This is a genomic window from Kribbella flavida DSM 17836 (assembly GCF_000024345.1).
Classification (GTDB): domain Bacteria; phylum Actinomycetota; class Actinomycetes; order Propionibacteriales; family Kribbellaceae; genus Kribbella; species Kribbella flavida.
In genome coordinates this window covers 5,161,878-5,173,910 of the sequence record NC_013729.1, presented here as the reverse complement: position 1 = coordinate 5,173,910, position 12,033 = coordinate 5,161,878, and the positions used below count along the sequence as shown (strand labels likewise).

Below are 12,033 nucleotides of genomic sequence, written 5' to 3'. Positions count from 1 at the left end.
CGTGCTGGAACCGGGTTGATGGGTGGTGGGCGTTCGGTGCCGGCGCATCGGGTTGCCGGCCGGGAGAGGATGGAGCTGTGGCTTATCCGACAGCTTCCTCTGCCGATGACCTGAAGACCCGCCGCAAGGCTGCGGCTGCCGAGTCCACGCGCTGGCTGACCGGACGCAGGCCGTCCGTCGCCGACACGTTGCGCCAGCTGGCCGACGTGGCGACGGAGGACGCGCGGGACGGCTACGGCACCGGCGGCGAGGTCGCGCTGCTGGAGGCGGAGGTGGCGGAGCTGCTGGGCAAGCCCGCGGCCGTCTTCATGCCGACCGGGATCGCGGCGCAGCAGAGCGTGCTCCGGGTGTTCGCGGACCGCGCCGGCACGCAGCGAGTGGCCGTGCACGGGCTCTCCCACCTCTTGGTGCACGAGCTGAACGCACTGGAGGAGCTGCACCACCTCCGCATCGAGCGGCTGACGTCGGAGCGGCGGCAGCCCCGGCCAGACGAGCTGGCCGCGATCCCCGGCAGGCTGGCCGCCGTGGCACTCGAGCTGCCGCTGCGCGATGCCGGCTTCGTCCTGCCCACGTGGGACGAGCTGGTGATCTTCGCCGAGGCGTGCGCGCAGCGCGGCGTACCGCTGCATCTGGACGGCGCTCGGCTGTGGGAGAGCACGCCGTACCTCGGACACAGTCTCGCGGAGGTCGCGGCGCTGGCGTCGACCGTCTACGTGTCCTTCTACAAAGGGCTGGGCGGGCTGAGCGGCGCCGCGCTCGCCGGGCCGGAGGACGTGGTCGCGGAGGTACGCCGCTGGCAGCGCCGCCTCGGCGCCAACCCCTACACCCTCTTCCCGTACGCCGTGTCCGCGCGTGACGGCTTGCGCCGGGTCCTGCCCCGGATGGGCGAGCTGCACGACCGGGCCGTCGAGCTGGCGGCGGAGCTGGACCGGACCGGGTTCCGGGTGTTCCCGGCGCCGCCGCACACGAACTCGTTCCGGGTCTACGCGCCGCGGCCGGCCGAGGAGATCGAACTGGCGGCCGTCCGGCGGATGGAGGCGACGCGCGAGTCGCTGGTCCACAGCTGGCTACCGGCCGACGTGCCGGGCTGGTCGTGGGTCGAGCTGGTGGTGACTCCGGACACGTTGGCGTGGCGGGTGGACGAAGTGGTCAAGGGCTTCGGGGACCTGCTGGCAGACTGAGTCCGGAACACCGGTGAGGTCATGGCCTTGGGCAACGACCAGACCGGGCCGTGCTGAGTGGTCAGCGGACGGCGCCGGCGAGGGCTTCCAGGACGGGGGCGGCGACGGTGACGGTCGGCAGGACCAGCAGGGCGGCGGCCGCGGTGTAGGTGGCCGCCGACAGCAGGGGGTGGCGCGGTTCGGGTTCGGCCAGGCGCTGGACCCGCAGCACCGTGGACGACTTGGCCGCGGCCAGTCCGGCCGCGGGGGCCGGTGATCCGGCGAGGGCGACCAACGCGCGGGCGAGCGGCAGCGGGCCGCGGCGGCGGCGTGCGTCGTCGTCGGCGAGCAGCTCGACCAGCGTGCGCGCCTGCTCCAGCGCGACCTCGCTGCGCACCCAGCGCGGAAAGGCCCTGTGCAGGGCGGTGAACGCCTCCAGGACCAGGTCGTGCCTGGCGCGGAGGTGCGCTTGTTCGTGCGCCAGGACCGCGCGCAGTTCGTTCTCGTCGAGGCGGTCGAGCGCGCCGACGGAGACGACGACGCGCGCGCCGCGAAGCGCCGGCAGGCAGTAGGCCAGCGGTGTCTGCTCGGCCAGTACGCGCAGACCGGGGATCAGGCCGTCCGGTGTCGCCAGGACGTCGACGAGGTCGCGATGGCGCTTGCGCCGGGCTCTGGTGCCGACGGCGACCCGTCCGGCGGCGTACAGGAGGCGGATGGCGACCAGTGCGGTGAGGGCCAGTACCGCAGCGGCCGCCAGGTCGCGCGGCGACGATGGGTTGAAGCGGGGCTCGCCAGGCTGACCTGCTGTGGAGTACGACAGCGCGATGCCCGCGCCGAGAGCTGCCAGCACCGCTGCGAGAGCCAGCGCCTGCCAGAGCGCTACTGCTGCACGCGGGATGCGGTAGGGCCAGCTCGATCGCGCGAGGAGGGCCGGCGCCGGTCCTGTCAGCACCAGCGCCAGCGCCGCGAGCAGGATCGGAGTGATCACCCCTCCCGAGCCTCCAGCCCGACCGTGCTCCCCTTCCCACCGGCACTCTCGCTCGCTTCGAGCCGGCTGAGGGCTTCGCGCAGCAGCGCGGCCTCCTCGTCGGAGACCTGGCCGACGAAGCGGACCAGGGCCTCCCGGCGGTCACCGGCCTGGTCGAGAGCGTCGCGCATCAGGTCGGCCGCCAGGTCGGCGCGCGGAGCCGCGGCCCGGTAGCGCCAGGCCTTGCCGTCCCGCTCCCGCTCGGTCAGCTGCTTCTTGGCCAACCGGTCCAGCACCGTCATCACGGTGGTGTAGGCCAGCTCCCGGGTACCGGCGAGCCGCTCGTGCACCTCGCGCACGGTGAGCGCGGCGTCGGCGGCCCAGAGCTGCTCCATCACCAGCCGCTCGAGCTCGCCGAGCGGTCGCGGGGCCTTCGGATCGGTGGTCACGTGACCAGTATAACTACGGCTTGTAGTAGATCTGCGCCCGGATCTACTACGCAACGTCGTAGGTCTGCGCTAATGTCTACTACGTAACGTCGTAGATGGCCCTTGGAGGGCGACCCGTGGACACCTTGGACCTGGCGCGCTGGCAGTTCGCGATCACCACCGTCTACCACTTCTTCTTCGTCCCGGTGACGATCTCGCTGGTCGCGATCACGGCCGGCCTGCAGACCGCGTGGTACCGGACCGGCAAGGACAAGTACCTGCGGCTGACCAAGTTCTACGGCAAGCTCTTCTTGATCAACATCGCGATGGGTGTGGTCACCGGGCTGGTCCAGGAGTTCCAGTTCGGGATGAACTGGAGCGCCTACTCGCGCTTCGTCGGCGACGTGTTCGGCGCGCCGCTGGCGCTGGAGGGGCTGCTCGCGTTCTTCCTGGAGTCCACCTTCATCGGGCTGTGGATCTTCGGCTGGGACCGGCTGCCGAAGAAGGTGCACCTGGCCTGCATCTGGATGGTGGTGCTGGGCACCCAACTGTCGGCGTACTTCATCCTGGCGGCCAACTCCTGGATGCAGAACCCGGTCGGCTTCGGGTACGACGCCGAGCGCGGCCGGGCCGAGCTGACCGACATCTGGGCGGTGCTGACCAACAAGGTCGTGCTGGTCACCTTCCCGCACACGATCTTCGCCGCCTTCATGGTCGGCGGCGCGTTCGTCGCCGGGGTGGCGGTCTGGCACCTCATCCGCCGGCCGGGCGTCGACACCGGCGCGTTCCGGACCGCGCTGCGGCTGGGCGCGGTGATCGTGATCGTCGCCGGCGCCGGGGTGGCGCTGAGCGGCGACCAGCAGGGCAAGGTGATGACCGAGGTGCAGCCGATGAAGATGGCGGCCGCCGAGGCGCTCTACGAGACCGAGAAGCCGGCGTCGTTCTCGGTCTTCACGGTCGGCACGCTGGACGGGTCGCGGGAGATCTTCTCGGTCAAGGTGCCGTACCTGCTGTCCTTCCTGGCCACCGGGCACTTCGACGGCGAGGTGCAGGGCATCAACTCGCTGCAGCAGGCCTACGAGCAGCTCTACGGCCCGGGGTCGTACAAGCCGAACATCCCGCTGACCTACTGGACCTTCCGGTTGATGATCGGGGTCGGGATGGCGGCGGCGGGGCTGGCGGCGCTGCTGCTGTGGGTGACCAGGCGGGGCCGATCCCCGCACCGGCTGCTGATCTGGCTGGCTCTGCCCCTGCCCCTGCTGCCGATGGCGGCGAACGTCTTCGGCTGGATCTTCACCGAGACCGGCCGGCAGCCGTGGCTGGTGTTCGGCCTGCTGCCGACCGCGGCCGGGGTGTCGCCGGGCACGACCGCCGGGGAGGTGCTGACCAGCCTGATCGGCTTCACCCTCCTGTACGGCGTACTGGCGGTGGTCGAGGTGAAGCTGATGTTCAAGTCGATCCGGGCCGGTCTGGCCGGCACCGGGGCCGGTGCGCCCGGGGACCCGAGCCGCCCGGGCGGCGACGACGCCGACGGCCCGGCCGACGGTCCCGGTGCCGACGAGGCCAAGCCCCTGTCCTTCGCGTACTGAAGCGCATCCAGAAGTGCGTCCAGAAGTTCGTACTGATCACGGCCTGAGGTGGAGTGGACGATGGAGCTGACAACGGTCTGGTTCGTGCTGATCGCGTTCCTGTGGGTCGGGTACTTCGTGCTGGAGGGTTTCGACTTCGGGGTCGGCATCCTGCTGCGGGTGCTCGGCCGGGACGAGCCCGAGCGGCGCGCGCTGGTGACCACGATCGGGCCGGTCTGGGACGGCAACGAGGTCTGGCTGGTCGTGGCCGCCGGTGCGACCTTCGCGGCCTTCCCGGAGTGGTACGCCACCCTGTTCAGCGGGTTCTACCTGCCACTGTTCGCGATCCTGGTGGCGCTGATCCTGCGTGGGGTGGCCCTGGAGTACCGGGGCAAGCGCGACGACCTGCCCTGGCGGTCCCGGATGGACACGCTGATCGCAGTCGGGTCACTGCTTCCCGCGGTGCTGTGGGGCATCACCTTCGCCAACCTGGTGCGCGGCGTACCGCTGGACTCGTCGTACGAGTACGTGGGGAGCCTGGGCGACCTGTTCAGCCCGTTCGCCTTGCTGGGCGGTCTGACCTTCACGGCGGTGTTCGTGGCGCACGGCGCGATCTTCCTGGCGCTGCGGACGACGGATGACCTGCGGGAGCGGGCGAATCGAAGGGCAGCGACGACCGGCGTGGTCGCGGCGATCCTGGCCGGACTGTTCCTGGCCTGGACCCAGCAGCTGCGGGGCGACCGGTGGTCGCTGATCGTGGCCGGCCTCGCCGTGCTGGCGCTGCTCGGCGGCGTGGCTGCGAACCGAGCTCGCCGGGAGGGCTGGGCGTTCGCCGGGACGGCGCTGGCGATCGCGCTGGCGGTCACCTCGTTGTTCGTCGCGATGTTCCCGGCGGTGATGCCGTCGACGCTCGACCCGTCCTCGACGCTGACGACGGCGGCCGCCGCGTCGACGCCGTACACGTTGAAGATCCTGACCGTGATCGCCGCGATCTTCACGCCGCTGGTGATGCTCTACCAGGGCTGGACGTACTGGGTGTTCCGCAAGCGCGTCACGGTCGAGCCGGTCGCGGTCTCATGAAACCTCTCGACCCGCGGCTGCTGCGACGGGCCACAGCGGCTCGGCTTTTCCTCGCCGGCTCGGTGCTCATCGGCGTGGCCACGGGTGCTCTGGTCGTGGTGCAGGCGGTCCTGCTCGCCCGAGGCATCTCCGACGTCGTACTGCGTGACGCGGCGGTCGGCGAGGTCGCGTGGTTGCTGGCCCTCGTCGTGACCGGGCGGGCGGCGCTGGCGTGGTTGCAGGAGGTCATCGCTCAGCGGGCCGCCGCTGCGGTGAAGTCGACGCTGCGGCGCCAGGTTCTGGAGCACTCGCTGAAGCTCGGGCCGGCCTGGCTCAGCGGAGAACGCAGCAGCGCACTGACCACGTTGCTGACCAAGGGCCTCGACGACCTGGACCCGTACTTCGCCCGCTACCTGCCGCAGCTGGTGCTGGCGGCGACGGTGCCGGCCGGAGTGGTCGGCTGGATGGCGACTGGTGACCTGATCGCGGCTGGCACTGTCGTGGTGACGCTGCCGTTGATCCCGGTGTTCATGGCGCTGGTCGGATGGGCCACCGAGGCCTACAGCCGCCGTCGGCAGCGGGCGCTCGCGGTGCTGGCTCATCACTTCGCGGATGTGGTGTCGGGACTGGCCACGCTGAAGCTGTTCGGCCGAGCCAAGGGGCAGGCGGCCGCGGTCCGCCGGGTGACCGAGGAGCACCGGGTGGCGTCGATGGCGAGTCTCCGGCTGGCCTTCCTGTCGTCGCTGGTGCTGGAACTGCTCGCGAGCATCTCGGTGGCGCTCGTCGCGGTCGGCGTCGGGTTGCGGCTCGTGGAGGGACGGCTCGGACTGGAGACGGCTTTGCTGGTGCTGATCCTGGCGCCGGAGGCGTATCTGCCGCTGCGGCAGGTCGGAGCCCAGTTCCACGCGAGTGCCGACGGCGTCGCGGCGAGCGAGGAGGTCTTCCGGGTGCTGGAAACGCCGCTGCCCGCGCAAGGCGAGCGGACCGACGTACCGGACCTGCGGTCGACGGCGCTTCACCTGCACGACGTCACGGTGCGGTACCCCGACCGGGAGGCGCCCGCCCTGGACGGGTTCGACCTGGACCTGTGGCCGGGCGAGGTGGTCGCGCTGACCGGGCCGAGCGGAGCAGGCAAGTCGACGGTGCTCGCGGCGATCCTCGGCTTCGTCGTACCGGAGCACGGGGTGGTGGTTGCCGGTGGCAGCGCCGCCGACGAGTTCGAGCCCGAGCTGTGGCGGCGGCAGTTCGGCTGGGTGCCGCAGCGGCCTGGTCTGCGCAGCGGGAGCATCGCCGACAACGTGCGGCTCGGCCGGCCGCTGGCAACCGATGCCGAGGTCCGGCGCGCGCTGGACCTGGCCGGAGCGGCGGAGCTGGAGCTGGACACTCCGGTGGGGGAGCAAGGGCAGTTGCTGTCGGGCGGCCAACGTCGGCGCGTGGCGTTGGCCCGAGCGCTGGTGACGGATGCCCCGGTGCTGTTGCTGGACGAGCCGACGGCAGGGCTGGACGCCGAGGCGGAAGCGGCGGTGGTCGCCGGCCTGCGGACGACGGGCCGGACGATCCTGCTGGTCGCGCACCGTCCGGCGCTCATCGAGGCAGCTGATCGAGTGGTCTCCGTGCAGGGCGAGCCGAGTGAGTTGATGCCGGTATGAACACGAGCACGAACATGCGCATGAACACGAGCATGGCCGGACTGGTGATGCCGGAGCGGCGGGTTCGGCCGCGGCTGCTGCTGGCGGTGCTCGCCGGAGTGCTGGCGTCGGGGACCGCAGTGGGCCTGCTGGCCACCTCGGCGTGGCTGATCACCACCGCGGCCGCGCAGCCGCCGGTACTGACGTTGATGGTGGCGATCGTCGCGGTCCGCGCGTTCGGTGTCGGCCGAGGCGTCTTCCGGTACGTCGAACGGCTGGCCGGCCACGACGCGGCGTACCGGGTGCTGGGGGACACCCGAGCCCGGATCACGGAGCGGCTGGAGGAGCTCGCGCCGGTCGGGCTGGCATCGTCGCGCAGGGGAGACCTGCTGGCGCGGCTGGTGCTGGACGTGGATGCGGTGCTGGACCTGTGGCTGCGGGTCGTGCTGCCGGTGCTGATCGCGGCCGTGACAGGTGCGGCGACGGTTGGCCTGCTGGTACTGCTGCTTCCGGTAGCAGGCGGGGCGGTTGCTGTCGCGGTTCTCGTGGCCTGCACGGTCGTGCCGTGGCTGACCGCAGCCAGTGCGCGCCGCGCCGAGCGGATGATGGCTGACGCTCGCGGTGACGTGGCAGCCGCCGCCACCGAGAACCTGCAGACCGCAGCCGATGTACTGGCGTTCAACGCGGTCGACGGCGTGCTGGCCTCGTTCGAGGCGGCCGACCGGCGACTCACCTTGGCCCAGCGCCGGTCAGCCTGGAGCGCTGGGCTCGGCAACGGTCTGCTGGTGCTGTGTGTCGGTGGTGCCAGCATCGCCGGGCTTGTCCTCGGTAGTGGAGCGGCGATCTCCGGACCGGTCTTCGCTGTGCTCGTGCTGACTCCGCTGGCCTTGGCTGATGTGCTGGGCGGAATTCCGGCTGCCGCGCAACTGGCGATCAGAGTCAAGGGTTCGCTGCAGCGCGTGGACGAGCTGGTGAAGACGCCGGCTCCGGTGACTGAGCCGGCAGACCCGCAGCCGCTGCCGGAAGGTCGTGGGTTGCGAGTACGGGGTCTTCGAGTGGGCTACGGCCCGGAGGACGTACTGCGTGGCGTTGACCTGGACCTGCCGGCTGGGAGCCGAGTGGTGATCACCGGTCCGAGCGGGTCGGGCAAGAGCACGCTGGCCGCCGTACTGCTGCGGTTCCTGGAGCCGCGTGACGGCGAGGTGCTGCTGGGTGGCTGCGACGTACGGCGCCTCGACGGAGACCAGGTGCGGTCGAAGGTCGGGCTGCTGACGCAGGAGAGCTACGTGTTCGACACCAGCATCCGGGAGAACCTGCTGCTGGCCCGGCCGGGCGCCAGTGACCTGCAGTTGTGGAACGCGCTCTACCGGGCCCGGCTCGGCGAGTTCGTGCACGGCTTGCCACGCCGGCTCGACACGATGGTGGGGGAGCACGGCGCGCGGCTGTCCGGTGGGGAGCGGCAGCGGCTGGCGTTCGCCCGGCTCCTGCTGGCCGACCATGACGTTCTGGTGCTGGACGAGCCGACGGAGCACCTGGACGAGGAGACTGGTCGCAAGCTGCTGGCCGACCTGTTCGAGGCGGCCGGCAGGCGTACGGTCGTGCTACTCACCCACAGGCCGGAGCTGGCCCCTCACCCAACGCGACCGGTCGTCAGTCTGCCGTGAGCCGTGACCTGAGCGATGGGGGATCCGCTCCGGGCGTCTGCCAAGATGGGGAACCGTGTTGACCTCTCAGCTTGTTCCTCTGCTCGCCGATGCCGCCCTGATCGCCATCATCGCGGTGATCGTCGTCCTGGTCGCCGGGACCACCGGCCTGGTCGTCACCAGGCAGCGCCGGACCAGGGAGCTGCCCGCTCCCACCCCGCCGGCGCCGCTGGACACCGGCGAGCGGGTGGAACCGAAGGTCGGCGAGGACGCCGAGGAGCCGCGGGACACACCGACCCGCACGCTCGAGGACACCGAGCTGCCGACGCTGGAGAAGCCGGAGTCCGCGCAGGGCCGGCTGGTCCGGCTGCGCGCCAAGCTGGCCCGCTCGCAGAGCTCGCTCGGCAAGGGCCTGCTCGCGCTGCTGTCCCGCGACAAGCTGGACGAGGAGGCGTGGGAGGACATCGAGACCACGCTGATCACCGCCGACGTCGGCGTCACCCCGACCCAGGAGCTGGTCGAGCGGCTGCGCACCCGGGTCCGTGTCGAGGGCGTCAGCGGCGAGCAGGCCCGCGCGATCCTGCGCGAGGAGCTGATCACGCTGGTCGACCCCACCCTGGACCGGTCGCTCAAGGTGGACCGCAAGGACGGGAAGCCGGCCGTCGTCATGGTCGTAGGCGTCAACGGCACCGGCAAGACGACCACGGTCGGCAAGCTGGCCCGGGTTCTGGTCGCGGAGGACAAGCACGTCGTGCTGGGCGCGGCGGACACGTTCCGTGCGGCCGCCGCGGACCAGCTGCAGACCTGGGGCGAGCGGGTCGGCGTCCGGACCGTTCGGGGGCCTGAGGGCGGCGACCCGGCCAGCATCGCGTTCGACGCCGTCAAGCAGGGCATCGACGAGTCCGCGGACGTCGTACTGGTCGACACCGCAGGCCGGCTGCACACCAAGATCGGCCTGATGGACGAGCTGGGCAAGGTCAAGCGGGTGATCGAGAAGACCGCCGAGGTGGACGAGGTGTTGCTCGTCATCGACGCCACCACCGGGCAGAACGGCCTGACCCAGGCCCGGGTGTTCGCCGAGGTGATCAACGTGACCGGCCTGGTGCTGACCAAGCTGGACGGCACCGCGAAGGGCGGCATCGTGATCGCCGTCCAGCGTGAGCTCGGTGTCCCGGTCAAGCTGGTGGGACTGGGAGAGGGCGCCGACGACCTCGCGCCGTTCGAGGCCGAGCAGTTCGTCGACGCCCTTCTCGACTGAGCCGGGCGGTTACAAATTCCGGCGGTGCACCGCCGGAGACCGCGACCCCGCAGCAGGTTCGATGGCGTCGCTGCTGGACAGGTCCGTCCACCAGCGCACGTCGCCGTCAGCCGACTCCAGTGAGGCCGGCGCCTGGGGCAGCTGGCCCAGGGCGTCAGTGGTCGGCTGCGGACCATCCGGTACGCGCGGCAGGTGACCCAGGCGCTCCACCTGCTCGGCCAGCGCGTCCAGCACCGACCGGAGCTGGACGTGCGCCACCTGCGTGAAGGTGCGGACGTACTCCAGCTCGGCGGCCTGCACGTTGTTCGCCGGTAGTTGCCTTACCGCGGTCTCGACGGAGTCGCGGGCCCGCAGCAGGACGTCGCGCTGCTGCTCGCGCGCCGACTCGATCAGGTCCTTCGCGTACTGCTCGGCCTCCGAGACCAGGTTGTCGGCGATCTGCTGGGCCTGGCTCAGCAGGCCGACGGCGTTCGCGGTGATGTGCGCCCGCTGCTCGGCGTCGGCCGGCGCGCTGTCGCGCTGACGGTCCAGCTCGGCCCGCAGACGGGCCCGCTCGGCGTCGGAGTGCTCGACCTGCGCGGCGAGCTCGTTCAGGTACTCGCGGACCTCGTCCGGGTCCAGCCCCTTGCGGCGGGTGCCGAAGGTCCGGGTGCGGATCGCGTACGGCGACTGAACGGGTCTGCGGGCGGTCGGGTCTTCGGGCGTCACTGCGGGCCCCCAGCGGTGGTCGAGGTGGTGGTCGAGGACCCGAAGGTCTCGGTGCGGATGTCGGCCGCCGGGACGCCGGCCGCGCGGAGTTCGTCGACGGTGTGCGCGACCATCGGCGACGATCCGCAGACCAGGACGGTGTGTCCGGTCCACGGCCCGTGCTCGGCCGCGACGCTGCCGACCGGACCGCGCCGGCCCGGGTACGACGCGTCGTCCGACACCACCGGCGTGTAGCTGAACCACGGGCGCTGGGTCAGCCGGGTCAGCTGGGCGTGCTCGTACAGGTTCCACGGCATCCGGGCACCGTGGAACAGGTGGACCCGAGGCACCGGCACCGTCCGCCGGTCGAGTTGCTCGAGCATGGCGCGCAGCGGGGCCAGGCCGGTGCCGCCGGCCACCATCAGCAGGTCGCGGCCGTCCTCGGGAAGCAGCAGGGCGTCGCCGACCGGAGCGCCGAGCCGGACGGGGTCGCCCTTCTTGAGCGACCGGACCGCCGGGCCGCTGACCTGGCCGCCGGGAACGAGCTGGATGTGCAGCTCGATCGAGCCGTCGGGGCGCGGCGCGTTGGCCGGGCTGAAGTAGCGCCAGCGCCGGGGCCGGTACGGGATCTCCAGCGCGAGCGACTGGCCGGGCTGGTAGGGCACAGGTTCCTCGGGCCGGAGCTGGACGATGGTGATGTCCATCGTCCGGCGGTCGACGCCCAGGACCTCGGCCGGCCACCAGGCCGGTGTCTCCTCCGCGGACTCGTCGGCGGCCTGGACCATGACGGCTGCCACGAGCCCGTAGGCCTCGGCCCAGTCGGCGGCCAGTTGCTGGGTCCACGCGGCGCCGAGGAAGTGCTGCAGGGTGGCGAGCAGCGACGCGCCGACCGCGGAGTAGTGCTCGGCGATCACCGAGAAGCGGCGGTGGTCCCGGCCCAGTTGCTGCAGGAACGGGACCACCTTGTCGAGCTCGGCGGCGTTGCTGACCACGGCGCCGAGGGCGCCGACCAGTTTGTCGCGCTGGGCGGCCATCGAGACCGGGAACATCTCCCGGACCTCGGGATGGGACAGGAACAGGTGCGAGTAGAAGAACATCGGGACCTCGTCGCCGGCCTTGGCGACGACGTCCCAACTGCTCTTGAGGGCGGCCGGATCCATCAGTGGGTGGAAACGATGTCGCCCTGGGTCGCCCCCAGCGCCCCGACCACCCGGTCGATGATCTCGGTCGGTACGTCGTGCGCGCGCAGCGCGCCGACCAGGTGCTCGACGACCCGGCCGAAGTCCTCGGCGGTGATGCCGCGGCCGGCGTGCGCGGCGGCCAGGTCGTCGCCCTCGTAGGCGACCGGACCACCCATCACCTGGGAGACCAGCGCGACCTGGTGGCGCTTCAGCCGGGCCAGGTCGGTGTCGGCGAAGTAGTCGACGAGCTGCGGGTCGGCCAGCACTTCGCGGTAGAACAGGTCCACCACCGAGGCGATCGCGGGGCCGCCGCCCACCGCCGTGTAGTCGCTCACCTGCGGGTTGGACTGATCCTGCTCAGTCACGGCGTAACCATCTCCCAGTTCGTTCGTTGTCGGTCCCCGAGCGGACCCGATCGAACACCTTCGGTAGCGGCGAGGTCAAGGCGAGAAGG

At 71.4% G+C, this 12,033-nt stretch carries 11 protein-coding genes; 6 read left to right on the top strand and 5 right to left on the bottom strand.

Features of this window, described 5'->3' with window-relative positions:
- Positions 1–77: 77 nt before the first annotated feature.
- Positions 78–1,181, top strand: a complete 1,104-nt coding sequence (locus KFLA_RS23780) for a threonine aldolase family protein (RefSeq protein ID WP_012922370.1) — start codon at positions 78–80, stop codon at positions 1,179–1,181.
- A gap of 61 nt (positions 1,182–1,242) precedes the next feature.
- Here the strand turns inward: KFLA_RS23780 and KFLA_RS23775 are convergent, their stop codons facing one another.
- Together KFLA_RS23775 and KFLA_RS23770 are read right to left on the bottom strand one after the other, a co-directional pair.
- The gene (locus KFLA_RS23775) at positions 1,243–2,148 is read right to left on the bottom strand and encodes a M56 family metallopeptidase (RefSeq protein WP_012922369.1); all 906 of its coding nucleotides are present in this window, start codon (positions 2,146–2,148) and stop codon (positions 1,243–1,245) included.
- Complete coding sequence (locus KFLA_RS23770; protein ID WP_012922368.1) at positions 2,145–2,576, bottom strand: BlaI/MecI/CopY family transcriptional regulator; 432 nt, start codon at positions 2,574–2,576, stop codon at positions 2,145–2,147. The genes KFLA_RS23775 and KFLA_RS23770 overlap by 4 nt, the downstream gene beginning before the upstream one ends.
- Positions 2,577–2,692: 116 nt before the next feature.
- Between KFLA_RS23770 and KFLA_RS23765 the strand changes: the two genes are divergently transcribed.
- From KFLA_RS23765 to ftsY, 5 genes are read left to right on the top strand one after another with little or no spacing between them, the layout of a single operon-like run.
- On the top strand, positions 2,693–4,144 hold the full coding sequence (locus tag KFLA_RS23765; protein WP_012922367.1) for a cytochrome ubiquinol oxidase subunit I: 1,452 nt from the start codon (positions 2,693–2,695) through the stop codon (positions 4,142–4,144).
- A gap of 60 nt (positions 4,145–4,204) precedes the next feature.
- Positions 4,205–5,203, top strand: coding sequence for a cytochrome d ubiquinol oxidase subunit II (cydB, locus tag KFLA_RS23760; protein WP_012922366.1), 999 nt, complete (start codon positions 4,205–4,207; stop codon positions 5,201–5,203).
- The gene (gene cydD, locus KFLA_RS23755) at positions 5,200–6,831 is read left to right on the top strand and encodes a thiol reductant ABC exporter subunit CydD (protein WP_012922365.1); all 1,632 of its coding nucleotides are present in this window, start codon (positions 5,200–5,202) and stop codon (positions 6,829–6,831) included. The genes cydB and cydD overlap by 4 nt, the downstream gene beginning before the upstream one ends.
- Positions 6,828–8,474 (top strand): thiol reductant ABC exporter subunit CydC, encoded by a 1,647-nt coding sequence (gene cydC / locus KFLA_RS23750; protein WP_012922364.1) that lies wholly within the window; start codon positions 6,828–6,830, stop codon positions 8,472–8,474. The genes cydD and cydC overlap by 4 nt, the downstream gene beginning before the upstream one ends.
- Positions 8,475–8,529: 55 nt before the next feature.
- On the top strand, positions 8,530–9,711 hold the full coding sequence (gene ftsY, locus KFLA_RS23745) for a signal recognition particle-docking protein FtsY (RefSeq protein WP_012922363.1): 1,182 nt from the start codon (positions 8,530–8,532) through the stop codon (positions 9,709–9,711).
- Positions 9,712–9,720: 9 nt separating this feature from the next.
- Here ftsY and KFLA_RS23740 read toward each other — a convergent pair whose 3' ends face one another.
- From KFLA_RS23740 to KFLA_RS23730, 3 genes are read right to left on the bottom strand one after another with little or no spacing between them, the layout of a single operon-like run.
- A complete protein-coding gene (locus tag KFLA_RS23740) occupies positions 9,721–10,419 on the bottom strand; it encodes a DivIVA domain-containing protein (RefSeq protein ID WP_012922362.1) in 699 nt (232 codons plus the stop codon).
- Positions 10,416–11,558, bottom strand: coding sequence for a globin domain-containing protein (locus tag KFLA_RS23735; protein ID WP_012922361.1), 1,143 nt, complete (start codon positions 11,556–11,558; stop codon positions 10,416–10,418). The genes KFLA_RS23740 and KFLA_RS23735 overlap by 4 nt, the downstream gene beginning before the upstream one ends.
- Positions 11,558–11,944 carry a group I truncated hemoglobin gene (locus KFLA_RS23730; protein ID WP_012922360.1) on the bottom strand — a complete coding sequence of 129 codons (387 nt, stop codon included), beginning with the start codon at positions 11,942–11,944 and terminating at the stop codon, positions 11,558–11,560. The genes KFLA_RS23735 and KFLA_RS23730 overlap by 1 nt, the downstream gene beginning before the upstream one ends.
- Between the last annotated feature and the right edge of the window lie 89 nt (positions 11,945–12,033).

What these genes read in the sequence shown, in the direction of transcription:
- cydB (WP_012922366.1), top strand. Translation starts at nt 4,205, where the DNA reads ATGGAGCTGACAACGGTCTGGTTCGTGCTGATCGCGTTCCTGTGGGTC.
- cydD (WP_012922365.1), top strand. Translation starts at nt 5,200, where the DNA reads ATGAAACCTCTCGACCCGCGGCTGCTGCGACGGGCCACAGCGGCTCGG.
- KFLA_RS23735 (WP_012922361.1), bottom strand. Translation starts at nt 11,558, where the DNA reads ATGGATCCGGCCGCCCTCAAGAGCAGTTGGGACGTCGTCGCCAAGGCC.
- cydC (WP_012922364.1), top strand. Translation starts at nt 6,828, where the DNA reads ATGAACACGAGCACGAACATGCGCATGAACACGAGCATGGCCGGACTG.